Source organism: Gracilibacillus pellucidus (assembly GCF_033949965.1).
GTDB lineage: Bacteria > Bacillota > Bacilli > Bacillales > Amphibacillaceae > Gracilibacillus > Gracilibacillus pellucidus.
This window is the reverse complement of record NZ_JAWZSR010000005.1, coordinates 1-21,761: the sequence shown is the minus strand read 5'-3', so window position 1 is coordinate 21,761 and position 21,761 is coordinate 1. Positions and strand designations below refer to the sequence as shown.

Sequence of the window (21,761 nt, the reverse complement as noted above, 5' to 3'; positions counted from 1 at the left end):
AGAATGGAATGGCGTAATATTTATCGTGGTTTTCTTATGGGCGCAAGTGACCTTGTCCCAGGTGTAAGTGGTGGAACATTGGCAGTAGCATTAGGCATCTATGACCGCTTGATTGAAGCGATCAATGGTTTGTTTACAAAAGATTTTAAAAAGCACCTGAGATTTTTAATTCCATTAGGTATCGGTATTGTAGCAGCAGTCTTTCTGCTGTCAAAGTTGATTAAATGGCTGTTACATTACTATCCGCAACCAACATTTTTTGCGTTTTTAGGTTTAGTAATCGGTATATTACCGCTATTATTCCGAAAGGCCGATGCTAGAAAAACGTTTAAAGTACAACACATTTTGCTACTCGTTATCGGCATTGCACTTGTTGCGTATATAGGTATTAATCAAACTGAGGATACTAGTATAGTCACAGAATTTGAGTTTTCTACTTATTTGTGGTTACTTGGATCAGGTTTCTTAGCAAGTACTGCAATGATTTTACCGGGGATTAGTGGCTCTTTTCTGCTGTTGACTTTAGGTTCCTATTATACCATTATTAATGCAGTAGACGAGTTGGATTTTGTCTCTATTGGCATAGTTGGTATTGGAGTTATACTAGGTATTTTAATAATGAGTAAAATTTTGCGATATTTATTAGCAGCATTTCCTACGGCGGTTTACGCTTTTGTAATTGGTATGGTGATTGGCTCTATCTTCGTTATTTTCCCAGGATGGCCAATTAGTGTTGGAATAACTATCGCATCGATTCTTACATTTGCTATCGGACTTTTCGTTGCGTATGTACTAGGAAGAGTGGAATATCGTTGAACAGAATAGTTGCTTTCCGTTAGTGATCATGCTAGCTTTGATTAAAATAGTAGAACCATTTAAAGAAAAAGGAGAATGAATGATGCAAGCTATCGAATCAGTAGAACAATTTAATGAAGTGATCGCTTCTGATAAACCAGTTATTATTAAATTTTATGCAGACTGGTGTCCAGACTGTAAGCGAATGGATATGTTTATTGGAGATATTTTAGAACAATATAATAATTATGATTGGTATCAAATAAACAGTGATGAAGTACAGGGATTGGCAGAGAAATATGAAGTAATGGGTATTCCAAGCTTGCTTATTTTCCAAAACGGTGAAAAATTAGCACATCGACATAGTGCATATACGAAAACACCGGATGATGTCCTAGAATTTCTACAAGAGGAATTAGCTTAGGAGGCAGTTTTGTACTGTCTCTTTTTTTGTGAAGTATTACAGAAATATTGTTAAAAATTGACTAGTTTTCACAATTTTCTTATAATACCATTCATATATAGATAATGAGAGGGGATGAGAGGGATGGATCGAAAGAAGCGTGAGTATGTAAAAAAGAAGCAAGACCCTTCCCTGAAACTGTTCGTAGTACTTTCTAAAGCATATCGTTCGGTTGCTGATCAAGTAGCGAAAGATATTAGAAACCATGGTTTAAATACGACGGACTTCGGTGTGTTAGAGCTTTTATATCACCTAGGGGAGCAACCATTACAAAAAATAGGAGATAAGATTTTATTGGCAAGTGGCAGTATTACATATGTAGTAGATAAATTAGAGAAGAAAGAGTTAGTGAAGCGTACACCTTGTCCAGATGACAAGAGAATTACATTCGCATCCATAACAGCAAAAGGAGAAGACTTATTAAATAATATCTTCCCTGAACATTGGAAACAAATTGAAGCAATAATGGAAGGATTAGATGTCGATGAAAAAGAGTCAGCTATTCAGTTATTGAAAAAACTAGGTATGTATGCTGACCAATTCTCTGATAAATGAAAATTAAAAAGGTTGTTCTTGACGGGATTGTGAAAATGGTGGAAAATCTTAAGGTTCATGTAAATTTCTAGCTGTAATAGTTGATTAATATCTTTGTTTGGTGTTTGTATGGTGTCTGAAATGGGTAAACATAACTGATATATATTTGTTAGAGAGGGGCACTTATAATGAGACATCAAATAGACGTATATATTAGTGACGATTGCTTAGAAAGTCAGCGGATGGTTGATTATCTATCCAATTATGATATTCCAATCAATGTAAAAAACACAACAATTGATAAGGATAACCTGCGTCAATTGCAAGAAGAAGGTATTTACTTAACACCTGCAATGGTAATTGATCATCATTATAGTGTTATCGGTTTTCAGGAGAATAAGATAAAAAACATGCTGAACTTGCATGGAGAAGCATCTATCCATCAGTGAACCTATTTTCCTTTTTTAGCATAGGCTAACAGTAGAAAATTGTAGATGGAGGGATAAGTATGGATTATCGAAATGATGGTTATCCCCATTATCAAATCCCTTATTCGTATGAGGGGTATCCTTATCAACCACCAACATATACGTCGCCAATGCCGATAACGCCATATCAATATTATCAAAAGCCGGTGATACCGAATCAATATGATGGATTTGACCCACAAGCAGTATCCACTGTTAACAAGCAACATCCGTCATTTCTTCAATATTTTCAAGATAAAAATGGTGAAATGGATTTAGATAAAGTGTTTCATACAGTTAATCAATTAGCTAACACTTATCAGCAAGTATCCCCATTAGTGAAGAATGTTGGTAGTATCTTGAAAAGTTTTCAAAGATAATCGTATATGATCCTTGTCCGTTGTGGCAAGGATTTCTATTGTTCCAGAATGATATTAAGAATTGAGCAGAAGCAATAGAGCTAAATGCGGGTTAACGAATGTAATATCCTAATAAGTTATCACCTTATGTGTAGGAGGTCAAAGTAAGATGACTGCATGTCTTGTTATTCATGGTTTTACTGGAGGCCCATACGAAGTGGAGCCACTTGCGACATATATTGAGGAGCAGACAGACTGGTATGTAGTAACACCAAAGCTGCCAGGCCATGGTTTGGGAGCAGGAAGAGACTTAGAGCTATCAGATGTTTCTTATAAAGATTGGATCTCAGAAGCAGAACAAGCCTATTTAAACATTGCCAAGGCGCATGCTGACGTATATTTAATAGGGTTTTCCATGGGAGGTATGATAGCCGCTTATTTAGCGGCAAAGTATACGTGTGTGAAGTTAGTTCTTCTATCCACTTCACGGAAATATATTAGTGTCCCAAGAATGGGAGCAGATATCTTACAATTTGCTCAAAAAGCGGTAAGGCATAAACTACATGATGATGTATTGTTTAATCATTATCGCAAAAAGTACGGGTCTGTTCCGTGGAAAGCAATTCGTGAATTTTTAAGATGTATGAAATTTACGAAACCATACTTAAAAGACATTCATTGTCCTGTGTTTATTGCACAAGGGATGCAAGATGGAATGGTTCCGTACAAAACGGTTCACTATCTTGATAAAGAAATCCCTGTTGATGCTGACATCATCTATTTCCATGATTCGAAGCATTTAATTTGCTTAGGGGATGATAAAGAGGTAGTCATTAACGCTGTTTTTCAATTTTTAACAAAGGAAAGTAGCCCTCAAGAACAAACGAGTGTAGGAGGATGAATAAAGTTCTTAGGAGAAGCAGGTCCCTAAGAACTTTATTTTTGCCCCACGGTTAACTTCATTTGTCTTTTTCTTCGGGTACTCGTGATGAATAGCAGTAAACCGAAGATAACAATAGTCCCGCCTAGCCATTGTGCCCAAGTGATCGTTTCGCCGATAATGAAAAAGGCGAGTATGGAAGCTCCGATTGGTTCAAATAAAATCCCCATCGAAATAACAGAGGTGCTAAACCATTTTAATGCCCAATTTAATAAATTTAAGCCTAGTATAGTTGGGATAATCGCTAGACTAAGGAAAATCATCCATTCATTAGAGCTATAGCCTGTTAACGGATAGGAAGTGGCTACGTTATAAATGACAATAGTAATCGCGCCTATGCTGTAGGCGATAAATGTGTAGCTCATGACAGAAATTTTCGCTCGAACCCCTTGTCCAAGTAAAAAGTAAATCGTAATAAAAACAGCACCAATAAGAGCGAGAAAATCTCCATATAGTGCTTCGCCAGCAATTTGAAAATCCCCCCAGGCGATTATAACACTTCCAAATATGGCAATAAGCATACTGATAACAGTGCCAGCTGAAAAGCGCTCATTAAAAAATAAATATGTTCCAACAAAAGCAAAAATAGGTTGTAATGTGACAATGACCGTAGAACTAGCTACAGATGTATACTGGAAAGATTCAAACCAGACGATATAATGAATCGCTAAACTAATACCAGCTAAAACCGTTAGCACCCATTCCCTTATTGCTAGCCTTTTTAGTTCATCTCTTCTTCTTAAAAGGATATAAGGTAATAATAAAACAGCAGCAAATAATAAACGATAGTTTGCGGTTACAGCTGAAGGGACGTCACTTGCCATTTTTACTAAGACAGCGGCAGTTGAAATCGAGATAACTCCGATAATAATCGCCATATATGGAAAGAATGTTTTTTGCACAACATCACCTACAATGATAGAGAATAGAATCTTTTTTTATTAGTATAACAATTATTTTTGGAAACACTAATGATAACTGTTTTTGCTGTAACTGCAATTGTTTGAAACGATATAAAATATTATATAGAATAAACAAGAAGAGTGTGTTATGATGTAATAATCCATTGAATGGTCATTTTAAGCCTCTTCCAGATGTGGAGGAAGGCTTTTTTCATTGTTATTCGTATGTATCTTTGTTAAAATTGAGATTTCTTACGATAACGACATGTCATATAAGGTAGCTTATCATACCTTTAGTATATATTTTATGTAGCTAGAATAACTTGGATACACTAATAATAACGAAGAAAAAATGATAATAAAAATGAGAATTATATAGTGAAAATAAAGGAGTAGAAATTAATAGTGACAAAATTTAATCAATTAAGTATCTCAGCGTCAATTATGAAATCAATAGAGAAGATGGGCTTTGAGGAAGCTACGCCAATTCAAGCTCAAACGATTCCATTAGGTATGGAAGGTAAAGATGTTATCGGTCAAGCACAAACAGGTACAGGAAAAACAGCTGCGTTTGGTATTCCGATGATCGAAAAAATTAATCCAAAAGAGCGTAAAATTCAAGGGCTAGTTGTTGCTCCAACACGTGAATTAGCTATTCAAGTAGCAGAAGAAATGCACAAAATCGGTAAATTTAAAGGTGTTCGCACGCTTCCAGTTTATGGTGGTCAGCATATGGAACGTCAAATTAAAGCATTAAAAGATGGTCCACATATCGTTGTAGCAACTCCAGGACGTTTATTAGATCATTTACGTCGTCGAACAATCCGTGTTGACAATGTTCATACTGCTGTATTAGATGAAGCAGATGAAATGCTAAACATGGGATTCATTGATGATATTCGTGACATTCTTAAGGCTATTCCAGAAGAGCGACAAACATTACTATTTTCTGCAACAATGCCAAAAGAAATTAGAAATATCGCTGCAACATTAATGAAAGAACCATCAGAAGTAAAAGTCAAAGCGAAAGAAATGACCGTATCAAATATCGATCAATTCTTTGTTGAAGTACATGAAAAACAAAAGTTTGATACATTAACAAACTTACTTGATATCCATGTGCCAGAATTAGCTATTGTATTCGGTCGTACGAAAAAACGTGTGGATGAACTAACAGAAGGACTTCAAGCTCGTGGTTTCCGTGCTGAAGGAATTCATGGTGATTTAACACAAGGTAAACGTACATCTGTTTTGAAAAAATTCAAGTTCGGTCGTATTGAAATTTTAGTAGCGACAGACGTAGCTGCACGTGGTTTAGATATTTCTGGTGTAACACATGTTTATAACTTCGATATTCCACAAGATCCAGAAAGCTATGTACACCGTATTGGACGTACAGGTCGTGCTGGTAAAATGGGTGAAGCTATTTCTTTCATTACACCGAGAGAAATGCCGCACTTACATCAAATCGAAAAAGTAACAAAAAGTAAGATGCAACGTATGACTGCTCCTAGCTATGATGAGGCAAAACGCGGTCAACAACAATTAACTGTACAAAAATTATTGAAAACAATCGAGAAGCAAGATCTTCAAGACTACCGTGAAACAGCTAGTGAGATTTTAAGTGAGCATGATTCTGCAACTGTAGTAGCAGCAGCACTTAAGATGTTAACAAAAGAAAGAAGACAAACACCAGTTACGTTATCTTCTGTTCAACCAGTAAGCGTGAAGAAATCTAACAACAGAGATAAAAGTAAAAAATTCAGAAATGATAAACGTGGATATGGTCGCAAAGGAAAACAAGGTGGCCGTAACCGCAAATTCCAAAACAAACGTAACAACAATAACAATAATAATAAAAGATAATGTAAGATAGGAATCAGTGGGAGATAAACTCCTGCTGATTTTTTTGTAATATAGGTAAGTATATAATCCGCTGTATCAAGGCATTTGTAAGCAGAGTAGCCATTTTGAAATAGCTTGTACAGGGAAAACTCCGCTATGAAACTGTTCTACATTGTTTGTGACTATTAACTACTCGAGCTTTCTTCAACTGTGCAATAAAAAGGAATGTCGGCGAGTACATTCATTGAAGAGCATTAATTAGCGAAGTGGGCAAGCCGTAGTGGTTGTTACGCTTATTATTCATGTCAAAATAACTACTTTGGAGAGGGTTGGGTGGGTTTTCCTATTTTTTTTTTAGAAAGGATGAAATGGGAGTATTTATTTAGACTAACTGATGAGAAATAGGAAAGCTCAAACTTCATTTAGAACAATTCTAACAAAATAAAAAGTCCGCTAATAACGGACTTTACGTATCTAAATTAAGATAATGCCAATGGATGCAATGATTGGTACAGCCATCAGTAGGGAATAGCCGATAAAAGGTAAAGCTAATAAACTATTTCTATCTGACTGCTCTAGGTTAGAGGCAGTATTCTTCAACTCTCTAGTTGTTATGAATATCTGGATGAAACTGATAATGAGTACAATGACAATAATAATGATGGCGATACTTTTATTAACGACAGATAGCATCTCATTAGCAGAATTTGCGAATCCTAGGATAATAAATAGTATGGGAATAACTTCTAGCATTCCTATATGAATGAAGAAGCGGCTTTGTTCCTTTTGTAATGCTTGTCGATCATACTCATTACGCACGATTCGATAGGATAATCTTTTAGTTAGCTGTCCATAGACAAAGGAAATACCTAAGGCTATGATGATGGCTGCGATAGTGAATAACGTTAATGCTAACATGTATTACTTTCCTCCTGCTACTAGAATAGTCGAGAGATCACACCAAGTATAACAAGGGCGATTAGCACACCGAATAATATTTTCTTTACATATGGATTAGGTTTACTGCGAAATCTCTTTTTGTTCCAACGATTCGGATCAAAACCAATTTCGTCATCATGTTTAACGCGACGTTTATTCTTCCATGGTGAGAAGGCCTGCGCATTGTTTAATAAAATCGGTCCTAATGCAAATCCTGCAATAAAGCCAAAAACATGACCAGCGATATTAATATTTGGTCTGATAAACGTCAAGATTAAACCAATGATCGTAATAATGAGAACAACTCGAGCATCTTGTGAATCGATTAATTTTTTCTCGAAAAAGACCATAAATATATATATACCAAACAAGCCATAAATGGCACCAGAAGCACCAACATGAATATAATATGGATTTGGTTCTACGATATAAGTTAAAATATTTGCTGCGATACCTGACATTAAGTATAAGCTAATAAACTTCCATTTCCCGAGCATTTGCTCTAATGCTGGTGCAAATAAGACAAGTGAAAAGGAATTAAATAGTACATGTGTGAATCCACCATGTAGAAATATTGGTGTCACTAAACGCCAATATTCTCCTTGGCTAATTAAGCCATTAACACCAGCACCCATGATGTAAATCGAGTTCCCGATACTAGGGACAAATCCGAGTAGCCATATCAAAATTTGCAGTGCGATAATTACGGAAACTACCGGATAAAACTGTAAAAAGTCACGAAACCTTTCTGTTCGAAAAAACATAGTATTCTCCTTTTGAAAAATTGATTGTTTTCATTTTAGCATATATACAAGCGAGAGTAATAGCAACACTCTTTCATTTGTTTCACCTATTAAAAAAACTGCGTTATACTTACGATGTAAATGGAGTTGATTATATGATAAAAGGAATTGGAGTCGACATTATTGAGCTGAGACGTATAAGAAAAATTATGGAACGCCAGCCGAAGATAATTAATCGTATTTTAACAGTGAAAGAGAAGGAGTTATTAGATGCTCTTTCATCTGATAAGCGAAGAATAGAATTTATAGCGGGTAGATTTGCTGCAAAAGAAGCTTTTTCCAAAGCAAGGGGAACTGGAATTGGAAAATTACGCTTTAGGGATATTGAAATTACGAACCATCATAGTGGAGCACCGATTTTACATTCAAACGTTTTAACTACTGAGATATGCTTTGTGTCTATCTCTCATAGTGAAGAATATGCTGTTGCTCAAGTGATAATTGAAAGTGAACCTGCATAATAAGGAAGGTTGTCTCATACTATTTTAGTGCGGGTAGGAGGGAACAAGATGTACATCGTAACCGCAAAAGAGGTGTACGGAATAATTCGTGATAGGAAAAGAAAAGGGGAGGTTTGTAGCATATAGAGGAAAAGAACAAGGCTGATCGATAGAGCTTGTTTGATGGAAGAGTTCTCGCAAATATTTCGTACAATATCTCAGGCGGGGATCGTGTTCCCTTTGTCCACTTGAGAGGAGACAAAGGAGAGGTGTCGCGATGAAAAAATATATGGGTATCCTTATCGGGATTTTATTGCTCATTGTTTTAGCAGCTTGTGGAGAAAAATCGAAGGAAGATGTTGTGAAGAAGTTGGAAGAGAACCTAGAGAAGATGACTGCCTATCAGTCACAAGCGGTGATGAAATTAAGCACGGGGAAAGAAGATCAAGAATATAAAGTGGAAGTAACACATCAGACACCAGACTATTATCGTGTATTATTAAAAAATGAAAATGATGAAGAAAGTAGTCAAATCATTCTGCGAAATGATGAAGGGGTATTTGTTTTAACGCCAGCATTAAACAAAAGCTTCAAGTTCCAAAGCGAATGGCCAGCAAACAATAGTCAGCCATATTTGTATCAATCATTAATTAATGATTTAATCGAAGATCCAGATGCAACATTTACGACAACAGAAGGACATTATGTGTTTGAGACGAAAACAAGTTATGAAAGTAACAGTAATTTGCCGTATCAGACGATTTATTTTGATAAGAAAACATATGCACCAGTGATGGTGAAAGTGCAAGATCATGATAAAAATGATCTGGTAGAAGTCGAATTTACTAACTTTGAGGTTGATCCGGATTTACCGGAAGATACATTTGATATGGAGACGAATATGACGAGTAGTATTTTCGGGGTGCCTGTGATGGGACAAGAAGATGTGCCAAGTCAGTTAACGGTTTTATATCCTTCGGAAAACCTTGGTGCTGAGTTAGTGGAAGAAACACAGATGGACACGGAGAACGGAAAACGAGTAATGTTGTCGTATGAAGGAGACCGCCATTTCACCGTTATTCAAGAGACGTTTGATGTTTATCCGACAAGTACGATATCACCAGAAACAGTTACAGGAGAACCAGTTGACCTAGGTTTTACAGTGGGAGCAAGTAGTGATGATACCTTACAATGGCACTATCAAGGTGTGAATTACTATATTGCAAGTGAGCATCTGACGAAAGAGGAAATGAAAGAAGTTGCAAGATCCATGTCAACGGAAGCAGCGATGAAATAAAGTACGTCTTCTGTTTGTAGGATTTTTACATTCTTACTGATCGGTAGCGAATCGTATCAGGAAATTAGTGTCCGTGGATTACCTAATTAGTTTACTTAAAACAATTAGAATCTAGGAGCGGTGGACTTTACAGACTTTTGCACGGTGATAAAGTGATACTACTACTGGTAATTGTAAAAGCAGACTTTTTTGAAAGTCTGCTTTTTTAGTTACGTGAGTAATAACAATATACTCTCTGATTTTTTTATATATCGTTTTCCTGCTTTTTGGTATATAATGAAAAACATTAGATCGTACAGCAATGAAGGAGAATCGTCATGAACGAAAATTTTTATCGAGATTCTTGGGTAGAAGTGAATTTGAATCATATTATATATAATATACAGCAATTAAAAAATAAATTGTCCGATCAAACACAGATCTATGCAGTGGTAAAAGCAAATGCATATGGACATGGTGACGTGGAAGTAGCCAAAACAGCCTTGGAAGCAGGCGCAACAAGACTAGCGGTTGCGATATTAGATGAGGCGCTCCACTTACGAAAAGCAGGTATTCAAGCACCGATATTAGTAATGGGATGGATACGACCAGAAGATGCTAAGATTGCTGCAGAACATGATATTACAGTGACATGTTATCAAAAAGAATGGTTGGAAGAAGTGAGAAAGATTTCTTTAGCTAATCCGCTCAAAGTCCACTTGAAGTGGGATACTGGAATGGGGAGAATTGGTATTCGTACAGAAGAGGAAATGGCAGAATTACTTCCGTTACTAGACGGTGGCAATGTGTTATTAGAAGGAATCTTCACACATTTTGCAACGGCAGATGAGCACAATATGGATCACTTCGAAGGACAAATCGCTCAGTTTGAAAAATTAAGGGCATTTTTTGAAAGAAATTGGTCAAAACATAAGATAGTGTATCATACAGGTAATAGTGCAGCGAGCATGCGCTTTCCTGAAAAAATGTTTGATTTTGTCCGTTTCGGTATTAGCATGTATGGATTGTACCCATCACAAGTAGTGAAACGGGAAAGACCAATAGTATTAAAGCCAGCACTTTCTTTACACAGTCGCTTAATCCATGTGAAGAAGGTAGAGAAAGGAACGCCTATTAGTTATGGTGCAACATATGTTACAGAGAAGGAAGAGTGGATTGGTACGGTGCCAATCGGTTATGCTGATGGAATACGTCGATCCATGCAAGATGCAGAAGTGTTAGTGAATGGTGAACGCTGTCAAATTGTTGGGCGCATTTGCATGGATCAATTGATGATCCGTTTGCCAAATCAGGCAGAAGTTGGCGATAAAGTCACATTGATTGGTGAACAACAGGAAAAAGTAGTAGAAATGGATGAATGGGCGGAAAAGTTGGATACTATTAATTATGAAATAGCATGCATGCTCAGTTACCGATTGCCGAGAGTATATTTGTAGAATAAATCTGGCACACAAGATAATTCTGCAAACTTCTGGTAATACTGAATGTATATTGTAGAAAAAAACGAAAAAATATCAAATATCCCTTTGCAATGCCTTTTCGTGAATGATATGATTAGGATGGATTACGAATTTAGGCTTGTTAATGTTGGTGGAGGTGTGTGGTTTTGTCTGAAGACTTACAAGAAGTTGCCGTGAGATTACCTAAAAACCTGTTGAATGAGGTGGATGGCTTGATGAAAAGTGAAGATAGCAATTTAAGTGATTTTATTTGTCAAGCAACAAAGACGTATTTACGTGAAACAAAGAAACGTCATATCCAGGAAGCAATGCAAAAAGGCTATATGGAGATGGCAAAAATCAACCTGAATATTGCTTCTGAAGCTTTTCAAGCGGAAGAGGAGGCAGAAATCACCCTAGAGCGCGTCGTAAGCGGGGTGTAGATTTTGATTGTAAAAAGAGGCGACGTATATTTCGCCGATCTCTCCCCTGTTGTGGGGTCTGAGCAGGGCGGTGTACGTCCTGTATTAGTTTTGCAAAATGATATTGGAAACCGCTTTAGCCCTACTGTGATTGTTGCTGCGATTACCGCCCAAATTCAAAAGGCTAAATTACCGACACATGTCGAAATAGACGCAAATAAATATGGATTTGAACGGAATTCTGTTATATTGTTAGAGCAGATCCGAACGATCGATAAGCAGCGGTTAACAGATAAGATAACGCAGCTAGATAGTAATATGATGGAACGAATTGATAAAGGATTAGAAATTAGTTTAGGCCTAATTGATTTCTAATCCTTTATCTACAAACACCCTTGCTTTTTTAAAAAGCAAGGGTGTTTTTTTTATAGGTAAGGGAAAAAAGTTCGTATTTATGGACAAAATGTTCTTTTAATTAATCGAAAATTCTATTATTTTGATGTAAACTAATTAGTAGAGTGAAATAGAGAGAAGTGGAGGTCGAATAAATGCCTGAAACATTACGTAAAATTGTCATCGAAAACAGTGATGTGATTTCCAAAAAGTGGTTGAACGAAATTACAGAAAAGCGTATAACAGATTATACATCAAGTATATCAGATGATCTGTATCATACGACAAATCAAGAGTTTATCAATGTTATTTTTACTAGTATTAATCGAAAAGGTGATATCGTCGAGATGGATGATTTTGCAGAACGTTTAATCAGTCTTGGCTGGCCACTTAGTTATATAACGGATGGATTGCAAAAATTTAAGCGTGTAACGATTGAATTTATTATAAGTCAATCTAAACAAAATGATTCAAACGAGTTTTCAAACATTTTGATTATTGTAGAGGACTGGGTAGAGCCGCTTATCAGTCATCTCGTTAATCGGTATTCAGGAAGCTGGGAAAATACCGTATCCTTGCAAAGAATGGCATTACAAGAATTATCAGCACCACTTATTCCGGTAATGGATAATATTACAGTTATGCCTTTAGTTGGTACAGTTGACACAGAACGAGCAAAATTAATTATGGAAAATCTTTTAGAAGGTGTGATTAAACACAATTCAGAGGTTGTCCTAATGGATATCACTGGGGTGCCAGTTGTAGATACGATGGTAGCCCATCATATTATACAGGCAGCTGAAGCGGTGCGTCTTATAGGAGCGACTTGTATTTTAGTAGGGATCCGGCCAGAAATTGCCCAGACAATTGTTAATTTAGGTATTGATTTGAGCAAATTTCCGACAAAAAGCTCTTTGAAAAAAGGATTTAATGAAGCGTTGAAATTAACTAATCGAGAAATTATTGATTTAAAGCAAGATGATAAAGATGAAATCATCAAGATGATTGATTCATTGAAATAAGGAGGTGCTTCGATGAGAATCCCAATATTAAAATTACATAATTATTTATTGGTTTCTATTCAAATTGATCTCGATGATCAAACAGCGATTGATTTTCAGGAAGACTTACTTCATAACATACATAAGAGTGGAGCAACAGGTGTAGTCATCGATTTAACTTCCGTTGATATGATAGATTCCTTTATAGCTAAAGTATTAGGCGATGTTGTATCAATGTCAGATTTAATGGGAGCAAAAGTTGTTCTAACAGGTATTCAACCTGCTGTTGCAATCACTTTAATTGATTTAGGTATTCATATGCAAAATGTTGCTACAGCACTTGATTTAGAACAAGGGCTAATTAAACTTCACCAGGAACTGGGGGAGTAAAGATGATAACAAGCTCAAGTGTGAGAATAAAGAAAGAATGGGATATTGTTGGTGCTAGGCAAATGGGCAGAAAGTTAGCAAAAGATTTGGGTTTTGGAACGATTGACCAAGCGAGAATCGCCACTGCGATATCAGAGTTAGCTAGAAATATCTATTTATATGCCGAAGAAGGAAAGGTTGAGTATGAAATTATAGAGGAGATGAATAAGAAAGGTTTAAGAATTGTAGCATCTGACAAAGGGCCAGGTATAGAAGATTTAAGTAAAGTAATGGAAGACGGTTATTCTACTTCTGGTGGACTAGGTGCAGGATTACCGGGGGTAAAAAGATTGATGGATTTTTTTGATATCATTTCTGATCCTGGTAAAGGAACGACTATATCTACTATTAAATGGGTTCGGTAATAAAACATAGTAATTATAGCTAAGGGGGTATGGAAATGAAAACCGAAAAAATCGATGTCAGTAACTATAGAGATTTATTACAAAAGTATATTATGGCACAAGATGAAAGGTCGTTATATCAAGCAGAACAATTCAGTAAGTATTCTATACAGCACAACATATCTCCTGAAGAAATTATTAATGTCCATATCCAAGCATTAAAAGAATTATATCCGGAATTACCAGCGGAAATTGACGCTTCTATGAATTTTTTGTTAGAAACAATGATTTCATATGGGCTTGCATATCAGGAGTTCAGGTCGTTACAAGAGAAACAAGGAGCACTTGAATCAGAAATTTCGATTGCAGCAAATGTACAACAAAACTTACTATCTACTACCAAGCCGAACGTAATAGGGCTTGATATTGGAGCAATCAGTGTTCCGTCACATCAGATGAATGGAGATTACTATCACTTTGTTACGGATGAATCGAATAATTTAGGGATTGCAGTTGCAGATGTCATTGGGAAAGGAATACCCGCTGCTTTAGCGATGTCGATGATCAAGTATTCAATGGATAGTTTTCCAGATACGATGAGAAGTCCTAGTGTTATATTAGAACATTTAAACCGCGTAGTAGGCCGAAATATTGCTGACTCTAGTATGTTTATTACAATGTTCTACGGATTATATAATGATGATACAGGAGCGTTGCAATATTCATCGGCTGGTCACGAACCGGGATTTTATTATTGTGCAGAGAAGGATACCTTTTTCGAAATGAAAACACAAGGGCTTGTATTAGGTGTTACTTGTCAGGCGGATTATGAGCAACATGGTATTACGATGGTAGAAGGCGATATAGCAATCTTTTTAACAGATGGTGTAACAGAATGTCGTATTGGTGATCGTTTTATTGAGAAAGAAGAAGTGTTAGAAGTTATTAGAGAGTATATGCATTTACCTGCCCAAGAAGCGGTATGTTCTGTTTATCGTCATTTTGAACGTTTACAAGATTTCCATTTACGAGATGATTTTACTCTTATCTTTTTAAAAAAGTAGTTTATAGAAAATAAAATAGGGAATAAAGAAAGGTAAGCTTAAAACTAAAATTGACAAGCCTTATCTTTTATCAACAGCAAAGACAAGCCCAGTAAGAGAGCGAGTTTTGTCGGTTGACGAGGAGGTAACTGTTTTGAATTTATATGTAGAGACAAAAGAAGACGGCAATACGCAAGAAGTGAAATTATCTGGAGAAATTGATGCCTATACAGCACCTAAGTTAAAGGAAGCTCTGTTGCCGTTAATAGAGATTAAAGGAACGGAAGTGGTTGTCAATATGGAGGATGTAAGTTACATGGATAGTACAGGTTTAGGTGTATTTATCGGGGCGTTGAAATCCTCGGACGCAAATAATAGTAAATTACGCTTGATTTGCCTGCAAGATCGTGTGAGAAGATTGTTCGATATTACTGGATTAGATGGCATTATTAATATTGATTCAAGTGTACGAGGTGGGAAATAATATGGAACCCTTTGACTTTATTGAAATGAAAGTGCCAGCTAAGGCTGAATATGTAGGTGTGGTTAGGTTAAGTACATCAGGGATAGCGAACCGAATGGGCTTTAGCTATGAAGATATAGAAGATTTAAAGGTAGCAATATCAGAAGCAATGGCAAATGCTACAGAACATGCTTATAAGAAGGAAGATGGTGGCGAAGTAACAATAGGTTTTGGTGTTTATCAAGATCGTTTAGAAGTGATGATTGCAGATAGAGGTGGTAGCTTCGATTTACAGAAAGTAAAAAAAGGTATAGGACCATATGAAAGTGATCAATCTATCGAAGATTTGCGTGAAGGTGGCTTCGGATTATTTTTAATTGAAGCATTAATGGATAAAGTGGAAATAAAAAATGATTACGGTGTGATTGTATTAATGACGAAATACCTCCATGAAAATGAGGTGGATGTTAATGACAACCAAATCTCAACCACGCAGTAATCGTGATGATGAGGTTTATCAATGGATTCGAATTTCTCAAGAGAACCCAGATGACCAAGCTACGCAAGAGAAAATTGTGTTAACGTATCAAAATCTCGTAAAGTCACTTGCGCGTAAATATGCAAAAAACGAAATAATTTATGAAGATCTTGAACAAGTGGGAATGTTAGGTCTGTTGGCAGCGATTAGAAGATATGACCCGAATGTTGGGAAATCGTTTGAATCATTTGCTATCCCTACTATTATTGGAGAAATCAAACGATTCATTCGTGATAAAACATGGAGTATACATGTTCCAAGAAGAATTAAAGAGCTAGGCCCAAAAATTAAAAAGGCAACAGAAACTTTATTAACAGATAATCAGCAATCACCATCTATTAAGGAGATAGCTGATTTCATTCAAGTCTCAGAAGAAGAAGTGCTTGAAACAATGGAGATGAGTCAAAGCTATAATGCTTTATCTGTTGATCGAAAAATTGAAGCAGATGCTGAAGGTAGTGAAGTATCCATTTTAGATTTAGTCGGCAATAAAGAGTTAGGCTATGATGACGTGGACAGACAACTGTTATTGAAGAAGATTATGCCGATTTTAACCGAGCGGGAGCAACAAATCTTACAATATACGTATTTTGAGAATAAAAGCCAGAAGGAAACAGGAGAAATACTAGGAATATCACAAATGCATGTATCAAGAATACAACGGCAAGCACTAAAGAAACTTCGTGAAGCATTACATGCAGAAGATATGGAGGCCATTCGTTAATGCAAAGACGAGAACATATGAAGGTATCTGTTTTCCAAAAAGCTAAAAAAGGCAATTATTATTGTGGGGATAGTTACTTTTATCACGAATCTGATGGCAAATATATTTGTGCGTTAGCGGATGGGCTCGGTAGTGGTGAATTAGCGAGGGAATCATCACAAATTGTTATGGATGTCATTCGTGAATATCGGAATGAATCTGTTAAAACAATAATGAAAAAAAGTAGTGAGAAGCTAATGGGAAAACGCGGAGTAGTCTTAGGGATTTTGCGAATTAATTTTATGACAAAGCAATACACTTACTCGTCAATTGGGAATATCGGATTGATGACCATTAATGCACAGTCTACTAAAAAAAGAAATATACCACTAGCGGGATATTTGAGTAGTTATGAAAAACCATTTAAAGAAATGACAGGCGAATTGGAGCCAGATATGATTTTTATTATGTTTTCTGATGGAGTGCAAGCAAGGGAAGTATCTAATCCGTATTTTCATCATCGAGAAGTGGAACATATAACAGATACTTTTGCTTACTTGAACCAACAACCATTAGAAGATGATACGACTTTAATAGCAATGAAGTATTATGAAGAATCCCTTTAGATGATAGGGGGTTCTTTTTTGTTTTGTTGATAATTTTGTTAAAATAAAGAAGGATCTATATGAAGGAGGAAGCGCATTGGCAAATAGTGAAGAATATATACAACTAATTAATGCTGTTACAGATAAAACAAAGATTAATCAAAAAGCAGTAAAAAGTGTTATTCAATTATTAGAAGAAGGAAATACGGTACCTTTTATTGCACGTTATCGAAAAGAAATGACAGGGTCACTTGATGAGGTGCAGATTAAAGATATCCAAGATGCATGGAATTATGTCAATACACTTTCTGACCGAAAAAAAGAAGTCATTCGCTTGATAGATGAACAAGGGAAATTAACGGAAGATTTGCAGAAGAACATCGAGCAAGCCACACAACTTCAAAAAGTAGAAGATTTGTATCGTCCTTATAAACAGAAACGTCGTACAAGAGCAACAATTGCCAAAGAAAAAGGTCTAGAGCCATTAGCGGAAACAATATATAAAGAACAGACTACTGATTTAGCGAATGCTTCTGATTATTTATCCGAAGAACATGGTTTACATACAGTAGAGGATGTGCTAGCCGGCGTTCAAGATATAATAGCAGAATGGGTAGCAGATGAACCGGCATATCGCGAACAGATTCGTAAGCAAACATATCAAAAAGGCTTGATCGTTGCTAAAGCGAAAAAACCAGAATTAGATGAGAAAAAAATTTATGAAATGTATTATGAGTATAGTGAAGCAGTAAGCAAAATTGTCTCGCACCGAATTTTAGCGCTAAATAGAGGAGAAAAAGAAGAGGTGCTCAGAGTACAAGTAGAGCCTCCGGTAGAGAGTGTAAAAGAGTATTTGCGCAAACAGGTTCTACAACCATCTGCAACAGTAGAAATAAAAGAATATTTATTGCAAGTGATAGAGGATAGCTATAAGCGCTTGATACAACCCTCTGTTGAAAGAGAAATACGTTCCAATTTATCAGAAGTAGCGGAAGAACAAGCGATTGATATTTTCTCTAAAAACCTAAAAAGCTTATTGTTACAACCACCATTGAAAGGAAAATATGTGTTAGGTGTAGACCCGGCTTTTAGAACAGGATGTAAATTATCGGTTATTGATGATACTGGGAAGGTTAAAGCAATTGATGTCATGTATCCAACAGCGCCAAAACATGATACAGCTGGAGCGGAGAAAAAAGTAATCAACTTTTTAGACGAGTATCCAGTAGAATTAATTGCAATTGGTAATGGTACAGCTTCGCGTGAGACAGAGCAATTTATTGCTGATGTTATTGATAAGCACCAATTAGATATTGCCTACATTATTGTGAATGAAGCTGGAGCCAGTGTGTACTCTGCATCTAAACTAGCAAGAGAGGAATTTCCTGATTTGCAGGTTGAAGAGCGAAGTGCAGTATCTATTGCCAGACGTGTGCAAGATCCACTTGCAGAATTAGTAAAAATAGAGCCTAAAGCAATTGGTGTTGGGCAATATCAACACGATGTTAGCCAGAAAAGATTAGCCGAATCGTTAACCTTTGTAGTCGAAACAGCGGTAAACCAAGTTGGAGTAAATGTTAATACAGCCTCTTCCTCTTTATTACAATATGCTTCAGGACTAAATAAGACAGTTGCAAACAATATTGTAAAATATCGTGATGAACATGGTAAATTCACAAACCGAAAACAATTAAAAGATATACCTAGGCTTGGTAATAAAACATACGAACAAAGTATCGGATTCTTGCGAGTAGTAGATGGGGAAGAGCCATTAGATCGCACACCAATCCATCCAGAATCGTATAAAGCAGCAAAACAGGTTTTAACAGAAGTGAATTGTCAGGTAGATGATTTAGGTACAGAGAACTTGAAAGACTTAATCAATCAATTAGATAAAAAAGCTTTAGCAGAGACTTTAGAAATTGGTTTACCAACTTTAGAGGATATATTAAAGGCTTTAGTGAGTCCAAACCGTGACCCACGTGATGATTTACCACAGCCATTACTGAAGAAAAATGTATTATCAATGGAAGATTTAAAAAATGGTATGGAATTACAAGGAACAGTCCGCAATGTAGTAGACTTTGGTGTGTTCGTTGATATCGGCGTAAAACAAGATGGATTAGTTCATATTTCAAAAATGTCTAACAACTACGTGAAACACCCAATGGATATTGCATCCGTTGGTGATGTAGTAACTGTATGGGTGGACCAAGTGGATATAGAGAAAGGGCGAATTGCGCTTACGATGGTTCAATCATAAAGTTAGACTTCAATCAGTAGGAGCGTTCGTGATAAAAAAAGAAGAGTAAAGGGGGCATTCAAAAGCTCCTTTTACTCCACTTTATTTTCTTCACTATCCCAATAAAAGAACCAGCATTGATTTAACAAACGGATTTGATACTTATTTTTATGAAGGAATGCACCAGCTAACTGTTTTTGAAGCCATTTAGGCATTCTTAACATCCTTTCATGAATAACTGTTGTTTTATCATATGAAATAAGATAGGATGGTGTGAATGTGTGGGAATAATGACACAGACAGAGTTAGAGAAATTGATACATGATATTTCAAACAATATATTTAAGAAACCCTTTATAGATGAAGTCCGATTCAATAACCGTCTAAGGACTACTGGAGGGCGCTACATACCATCACAAAGAGTTATCGAATTAAACCCTAAGTATTATACAGAATTAGGGTACGATGAATTTGTTGGGATTATTAAGCATGAGTTGTGTCACTATCATCTTCATATCGAGGGGAAAGGCTATCAACATCGTGATCCGGAGTTTAAGCAGCTTTTAAAAGAAACGAATTCACCAAGGCATTGTAATCCATTACCGTCCATTCAAAAAGAGTACCGATACAAATATCAATGTACGAATTGCGGTTATATCTATCCGAGGAAAAAGAGAATGAATTTAAAACAATATCGCTGTGGTAAGTGCAAAGGAACGCTAATTTTATTGCAGGGTAATCATCCGTAAACTGTCTATTTCATCATTCAAGTTGTAACAGATAAGCTGAGCGGAGAATACAGGGGCACAATACTTTTTGATAAGACTTAAAAAAATATAATAAAACTATTGACTATGGTATAAAACATGTGTTAAATTATATTGGTGTCACTTCGAGAGACGCATTTTCAAAACAACTTCAAAAATTATTTCAAAAAAGTTGTTGACATTTCTAAAAAGATGTTATATTATATTTAACGTCGCCAATATGGTTGAACAAATTATTCCACAGTAGCTCAGCGGTAGAGCAATCGGCTGTTAACCGATCGGTCGTAGGTTCGAGTCCTACCTGTGGAGCCATGGAGAAGTACTCAAGTGGCTGAAGAGGCGCCCCTGCTAAGGGTGTAGGTCGTGTAAGCGGCGCGAGGGTTCAAATCCCTCCTTCTCCGCCATTAATTTTTTAATGGCCCGTTGGTCAAGCGGTTAAGACACCGCCCTTTCACGGCGGTAACACGGGTTCGAATCCCGTACGGGTCATCTTTTTTAAAAGAAGAATTTAATAGGTCCGGTAGTTCAGTTGGTTAGAATGCCTGCCTGTCACGCAGGAGGTCGCGGGTTCGAGTCCCGTCCGGACCGCCATTCGTTGGGCTATAGCCAAGCGGTAAGGCAACGGTTTTTGGTACCGTCATGCGCTGGTTCGAATCCAGCTAGCCCAGCCATTTAAATATTTTTATTAATCTTTTCTTTTGATCAATCTTTCACAAGAAAGATAAAAGAAGATGGACAGTGTAGGTAAGGATGCTTCTGCTAGCGTTTGAAATCAGATGATTTCAAAAAACAGAATGCGAACTGCTTTCGTGATATTATTGCATTAAGAGCCATTAGCTCAGTTGGTAGAGCATCTGACTTTTAATCAGAGGGTCGGAGGTTCGAGCCCTCCATGGCTCATCATTTTATTGCATGCAGCGAGCGGTCGTGGCGGAATGGCAGACGCGCTAGGTTGAGGGCCTAGTGGGAGATAATCCCGTGGAGGTTCAAGTCCTCTCGACCGCACCAAAAAAACTTTTAAAAAACTATTGACTTGGTTACAACTTGTGTGATATATTAATAGATGTCGCTTTAATAAGCGCCCGTAGCTCAATTGGATAGAGCGTTTGACTACGGATCAAGAGGTTAGGGGTTCGACTCCTCTCGGGCGCGCCATAACCGGGAAGTGGCTCAGTTTGGTAGAGCACTTGGTTTGGGACCAAGGGGTCGCAGGTTCAAATCCTGTCTTCCCGACCAGCAGAAAATTTAATTAGATACATTTAAAACACTTGCGGGTGTAGTTTAACGGCAAAACCTCAGCCTTCCAAGCTGATGTCGAGGGTTCGATTCCCTTCACCCGCTCCATTAATAAATGGGCCTGTAGCTCAGCTGGTTAGAGCGCACGCCTGATAAGCGTGAGGTCGGTGGTTCGAGTCCACTCAGGCCCACCATTTATACAAATTGAACTTTGAAAACTGAACAAAACAACCAGTATGAATTTAAACATGAAACATGCTAGCTTATAGAAGTGAGCATAAGTCAACTTTATTGAGAGTTTGATCTTGGCTCAGGACGAACGCTGGCGGCGTGCCTAATACATGCAAGTCGA

General features: G+C 36.8%; 26 protein-coding genes, 11 tRNA genes and 1 rRNA gene. 34 read left to right on the top strand and 4 right to left on the bottom strand.

All coding sequences use genetic code 11. From position 1 onward, the window contains the following. Window positions 1-3 precede the first annotated feature (3 nt). The 6 genes from SH601_RS10060 (at window position 4) to SH601_RS10035 (ending at window position 3,519) form a co-directional block, all read left to right on the top strand. The gene (locus SH601_RS10060; protein WP_319958167.1) at window positions 4-816 is read left to right on the top strand and encodes a DUF368 domain-containing protein; all 813 of its coding nucleotides are present in this window, start codon (window positions 4-6) and stop codon (window positions 814-816) included. Window positions 817-898: 82 nt separating this feature from the next. Continuing rightward, a complete protein-coding gene (locus SH601_RS10055; protein WP_319958166.1) occupies window positions 899-1,219 on the top strand; it encodes a thioredoxin family protein in 321 nt (106 codons plus the stop codon). Window positions 1,220-1,342: 123 nt separating this feature from the next. Then, a complete protein-coding gene (locus tag SH601_RS10050) occupies window positions 1,343-1,813 on the top strand; it encodes a MarR family winged helix-turn-helix transcriptional regulator (protein WP_319958165.1) in 471 nt (156 codons plus the stop codon). A gap of 167 nt (window positions 1,814-1,980) precedes the next feature. After that, on the top strand, window positions 1,981-2,241 hold the full coding sequence (locus SH601_RS10045) for a hypothetical protein (RefSeq protein ID WP_319958164.1): 261 nt from the start codon (window positions 1,981-1,983) through the stop codon (window positions 2,239-2,241). A 59-nt stretch (window positions 2,242-2,300) separates the two neighbouring features. After that, entirely contained in the window at window positions 2,301-2,639 is a 339-nt protein-coding gene (locus tag SH601_RS10040) for a YppG family protein (RefSeq protein WP_319958163.1), read from the top strand. A gap of 148 nt (window positions 2,640-2,787) precedes the next feature. After that, complete coding sequence (locus SH601_RS10035; RefSeq protein ID WP_319958162.1) at window positions 2,788-3,519, top strand: alpha/beta hydrolase; 732 nt, start codon at window positions 2,788-2,790, stop codon at window positions 3,517-3,519. Window positions 3,520-3,554: 35 nt separating this feature from the next. Here SH601_RS10035 and SH601_RS10030 read toward each other — a convergent pair whose 3' ends face one another. After that, window positions 3,555-4,460 (bottom strand): DMT family transporter, encoded by a 906-nt coding sequence (locus SH601_RS10030; RefSeq protein ID WP_319958161.1) that lies wholly within the window; start codon window positions 4,458-4,460, stop codon window positions 3,555-3,557. A gap of 405 nt (window positions 4,461-4,865) precedes the next feature. Here SH601_RS10030 and cshA point away from each other — a divergent pair, with 405 nt between their 5' ends. After that, on the top strand, window positions 4,866-6,326 hold the full coding sequence (gene cshA, locus SH601_RS10025; protein WP_319958160.1) for a degradosome RNA helicase CshA: 1,461 nt from the start codon (window positions 4,866-4,868) through the stop codon (window positions 6,324-6,326). Window positions 6,327-6,779: 453 nt separating this feature from the next. Here cshA and SH601_RS10020 read toward each other — a convergent pair whose 3' ends face one another. Next, window positions 6,780-7,223, bottom strand: a complete 444-nt coding sequence (locus SH601_RS10020; RefSeq protein WP_319958159.1) for a hypothetical protein — start codon at window positions 7,221-7,223, stop codon at window positions 6,780-6,782. Window positions 7,224-7,243: 20 nt separating this feature from the next. Next, a complete protein-coding gene (locus SH601_RS10015; RefSeq protein ID WP_319958158.1) occupies window positions 7,244-8,008 on the bottom strand; it encodes a rhomboid family intramembrane serine protease in 765 nt (254 codons plus the stop codon). A 134-nt stretch (window positions 8,009-8,142) separates the two neighbouring features. Here SH601_RS10015 and acpS point away from each other — a divergent pair, with 134 nt between their 5' ends. From acpS to SH601_RS09945, 14 genes are all read left to right on the top strand, one after another. Continuing rightward, window positions 8,143-8,508: a holo-ACP synthase gene (acpS, locus tag SH601_RS10010; RefSeq protein WP_319958157.1), complete on the top strand. Its 366-nt coding sequence runs from the start codon at window positions 8,143-8,145 to the stop codon at window positions 8,506-8,508. Window positions 8,509-8,764: 256 nt separating this feature from the next. After that, the gene (locus SH601_RS10005; RefSeq protein ID WP_319958156.1) at window positions 8,765-9,784 is read left to right on the top strand and encodes a LolA family protein; all 1,020 of its coding nucleotides are present in this window, start codon (window positions 8,765-8,767) and stop codon (window positions 9,782-9,784) included. 317 nt (window positions 9,785-10,101) lie between these two features. Continuing rightward, the gene (gene alr / locus SH601_RS10000) at window positions 10,102-11,220 is read left to right on the top strand and encodes an alanine racemase (RefSeq protein ID WP_319958155.1); all 1,119 of its coding nucleotides are present in this window, start codon (window positions 10,102-10,104) and stop codon (window positions 11,218-11,220) included. A gap of 170 nt (window positions 11,221-11,390) precedes the next feature. Next, window positions 11,391-11,666, top strand: a complete 276-nt coding sequence (locus SH601_RS09995) for a CopG family ribbon-helix-helix protein (protein ID WP_319958154.1) — start codon at window positions 11,391-11,393, stop codon at window positions 11,664-11,666. Between the two features lie 3 nt (window positions 11,667-11,669). Further along, on the top strand, window positions 11,670-12,020 hold the full coding sequence (locus SH601_RS09990) for a type II toxin-antitoxin system PemK/MazF family toxin (protein WP_319958153.1): 351 nt from the start codon (window positions 11,670-11,672) through the stop codon (window positions 12,018-12,020). A gap of 173 nt (window positions 12,021-12,193) precedes the next feature. Further along, on the top strand, window positions 12,194-13,060 hold the full coding sequence (locus tag SH601_RS09985; protein WP_319958152.1) for an RsbT co-antagonist protein RsbRA: 867 nt from the start codon (window positions 12,194-12,196) through the stop codon (window positions 13,058-13,060). A gap of 12 nt (window positions 13,061-13,072) precedes the next feature. Next, window positions 13,073-13,429 (top strand): STAS domain-containing protein, encoded by a 357-nt coding sequence (locus SH601_RS09980; protein WP_319958151.1) that lies wholly within the window; start codon window positions 13,073-13,075, stop codon window positions 13,427-13,429. Between the two features lie 2 nt (window positions 13,430-13,431). Next, on the top strand, window positions 13,432-13,833 hold the full coding sequence (locus tag SH601_RS09975) for an anti-sigma regulatory factor (RefSeq protein WP_319958150.1): 402 nt from the start codon (window positions 13,432-13,434) through the stop codon (window positions 13,831-13,833). A 35-nt stretch (window positions 13,834-13,868) separates the two neighbouring features. Beyond that, window positions 13,869-14,876 (top strand): PP2C family protein-serine/threonine phosphatase, encoded by a 1,008-nt coding sequence (locus SH601_RS09970; RefSeq protein ID WP_319958148.1) that lies wholly within the window; start codon window positions 13,869-13,871, stop codon window positions 14,874-14,876. 133 nt (window positions 14,877-15,009) lie between these two features. Next, window positions 15,010-15,339, top strand: a complete 330-nt coding sequence (locus SH601_RS09965; RefSeq protein ID WP_319958147.1) for an anti-sigma factor antagonist — start codon at window positions 15,010-15,012, stop codon at window positions 15,337-15,339. A 1-nt stretch (window position 15,340) separates the two neighbouring features. Beyond that, window positions 15,341-15,817 (top strand): anti-sigma B factor RsbW, encoded by a 477-nt coding sequence (rsbW, locus tag SH601_RS09960; RefSeq protein ID WP_319958145.1) that lies wholly within the window; start codon window positions 15,341-15,343, stop codon window positions 15,815-15,817. Further along, window positions 15,789-16,580, top strand: a complete 792-nt coding sequence (gene sigB / locus SH601_RS09955; RefSeq protein WP_319958144.1) for an RNA polymerase sigma factor SigB — start codon at window positions 15,789-15,791, stop codon at window positions 16,578-16,580. The genes rsbW and sigB overlap by 29 nt, the downstream gene beginning before the upstream one ends. Then, window positions 16,580-17,185: a SpoIIE family protein phosphatase gene (locus SH601_RS09950; protein ID WP_319958143.1), complete on the top strand. Its 606-nt coding sequence runs from the start codon at window positions 16,580-16,582 to the stop codon at window positions 17,183-17,185. Before sigB ends, SH601_RS09950 begins: the two co-directional genes overlap by 1 nt. Before the next feature lie 76 nt (window positions 17,186-17,261). After that, window positions 17,262-19,427 (top strand): Tex family protein, encoded by a 2,166-nt coding sequence (locus SH601_RS09945; protein WP_319958142.1) that lies wholly within the window; start codon window positions 17,262-17,264, stop codon window positions 19,425-19,427. Between the two features lie 71 nt (window positions 19,428-19,498). Here the strand turns inward: SH601_RS09945 and cmpA are convergent, their stop codons facing one another. Next, window positions 19,499-19,621, bottom strand: a complete 123-nt coding sequence (gene cmpA / locus SH601_RS09940) for a cortex morphogenetic protein CmpA (protein WP_319958141.1) — start codon at window positions 19,619-19,621, stop codon at window positions 19,499-19,501. Between the two features lie 75 nt (window positions 19,622-19,696). On the opposite strand from cmpA, the gene SH601_RS09935 reads away from it, so the two are divergent. The 13 genes from SH601_RS09935 to SH601_RS09875 all read left to right on the top strand — a co-directional run. Then, window positions 19,697-20,155: a SprT family protein gene (locus SH601_RS09935; protein ID WP_413775113.1), complete on the top strand. Its 459-nt coding sequence runs from the start codon at window positions 19,697-19,699 to the stop codon at window positions 20,153-20,155. Window positions 20,156-20,410: 255 nt separating this feature from the next. Continuing rightward, window positions 20,411-20,485, top strand: a tRNA-Asn gene (locus tag SH601_RS09930). Between the two features lies 1 nt (window position 20,486). Next, window positions 20,487-20,577: transfer RNA gene (locus SH601_RS09925), tRNA-Ser, on the top strand. A gap of 13 nt (window positions 20,578-20,590) precedes the next feature. Beyond that, a tRNA-Glu gene (locus SH601_RS09920) sits at window positions 20,591-20,662 on the top strand. Window positions 20,663-20,687: 25 nt separating this feature from the next. After that, window positions 20,688-20,764, top strand: a tRNA-Asp gene (locus tag SH601_RS09915). A 5-nt stretch (window positions 20,765-20,769) separates the two neighbouring features. Next, window positions 20,770-20,844 (top strand) — tRNA-Gln (locus SH601_RS09910). Window positions 20,845-21,000: 156 nt separating this feature from the next. Continuing rightward, a tRNA-Lys gene (locus SH601_RS09905) sits at window positions 21,001-21,073 on the top strand. Window positions 21,074-21,094: 21 nt separating this feature from the next. Continuing rightward, window positions 21,095-21,181 (top strand) — tRNA-Leu (locus SH601_RS09900). Window positions 21,182-21,251: 70 nt separating this feature from the next. Further along, window positions 21,252-21,328 (top strand) — tRNA-Arg (locus SH601_RS09895). Between the two features lie 4 nt (window positions 21,329-21,332). Beyond that, window positions 21,333-21,409 (top strand) — tRNA-Pro (locus SH601_RS09890). 34 nt (window positions 21,410-21,443) lie between these two features. After that, window positions 21,444-21,517: transfer RNA gene (locus SH601_RS09885), tRNA-Gly, on the top strand. Between the two features lie 9 nt (window positions 21,518-21,526). Then, a tRNA-Ile gene (locus tag SH601_RS09880) sits at window positions 21,527-21,603 on the top strand. Window positions 21,604-21,696: 93 nt separating this feature from the next. Beyond that, window positions 21,697-21,761, top strand: a 16S ribosomal RNA gene (locus SH601_RS09875); the annotation flags it as partial.

Bases quoted from the DNA above. Each gene is read 5' to 3' on its own strand.
- SH601_RS10050 (WP_319958165.1), top strand. From the start codon at position 1,343: ATGGATCGAAAGAAGCGTGAGTATGTAAAAAAGAAGCAAGACCCTTCC.
- SH601_RS10035 (WP_319958162.1), top strand. From the start codon at position 2,788: ATGACTGCATGTCTTGTTATTCATGGTTTTACTGGAGGCCCATACGAA.
- rsbW (WP_319958145.1), top strand. From the start codon at position 15,341: ATGGAACCCTTTGACTTTATTGAAATGAAAGTGCCAGCTAAGGCTGAA.
- SH601_RS10060 (WP_319958167.1), top strand. From the start codon at position 4: ATGGAATGGCGTAATATTTATCGTGGTTTTCTTATGGGCGCAAGTGAC.
- SH601_RS10015 (WP_319958158.1), bottom strand. From the start codon at position 8,008: ATGTTTTTTCGAACAGAAAGGTTTCGTGACTTTTTACAGTTTTATCCG.
- SH601_RS10040 (WP_319958163.1), top strand. From the start codon at position 2,301: ATGGATTATCGAAATGATGGTTATCCCCATTATCAAATCCCTTATTCG.
- alr (WP_319958155.1), top strand. From the start codon at position 10,102: ATGAACGAAAATTTTTATCGAGATTCTTGGGTAGAAGTGAATTTGAAT.
- SH601_RS09970 (WP_319958148.1), top strand. From the start codon at position 13,869: ATGAAAACCGAAAAAATCGATGTCAGTAACTATAGAGATTTATTACAA.
- acpS (WP_319958157.1), top strand. From the start codon at position 8,143: ATGATAAAAGGAATTGGAGTCGACATTATTGAGCTGAGACGTATAAGA.
- SH601_RS09985 (WP_319958152.1), top strand. From the start codon at position 12,194: ATGCCTGAAACATTACGTAAAATTGTCATCGAAAACAGTGATGTGATT.
- SH601_RS10020 (WP_319958159.1), bottom strand. From the start codon at position 7,223: ATGTTAGCATTAACGTTATTCACTATCGCAGCCATCATCATAGCCTTA.
- SH601_RS09935 (WP_413775113.1), top strand. From the start codon at position 19,697: ATGACACAGACAGAGTTAGAGAAATTGATACATGATATTTCAAACAAT.
- cmpA (WP_319958141.1), bottom strand. From the start codon at position 19,621: ATGCCTAAATGGCTTCAAAAACAGTTAGCTGGTGCATTCCTTCATAAA.
- sigB (WP_319958144.1), top strand. From the start codon at position 15,789: ATGACAACCAAATCTCAACCACGCAGTAATCGTGATGATGAGGTTTAT.
- SH601_RS10055 (WP_319958166.1), top strand. From the start codon at position 899: ATGCAAGCTATCGAATCAGTAGAACAATTTAATGAAGTGATCGCTTCT.
- SH601_RS09980 (WP_319958151.1), top strand. From the start codon at position 13,073: ATGAGAATCCCAATATTAAAATTACATAATTATTTATTGGTTTCTATT.
- SH601_RS09975 (WP_319958150.1), top strand. From the start codon at position 13,432: ATGATAACAAGCTCAAGTGTGAGAATAAAGAAAGAATGGGATATTGTT.
- SH601_RS10005 (WP_319958156.1), top strand. From the start codon at position 8,765: ATGAAAAAATATATGGGTATCCTTATCGGGATTTTATTGCTCATTGTT.
- SH601_RS09950 (WP_319958143.1), top strand. From the start codon at position 16,580: ATGCAAAGACGAGAACATATGAAGGTATCTGTTTTCCAAAAAGCTAAA.
- SH601_RS10045 (WP_319958164.1), top strand. From the start codon at position 1,981: ATGAGACATCAAATAGACGTATATATTAGTGACGATTGCTTAGAAAGT.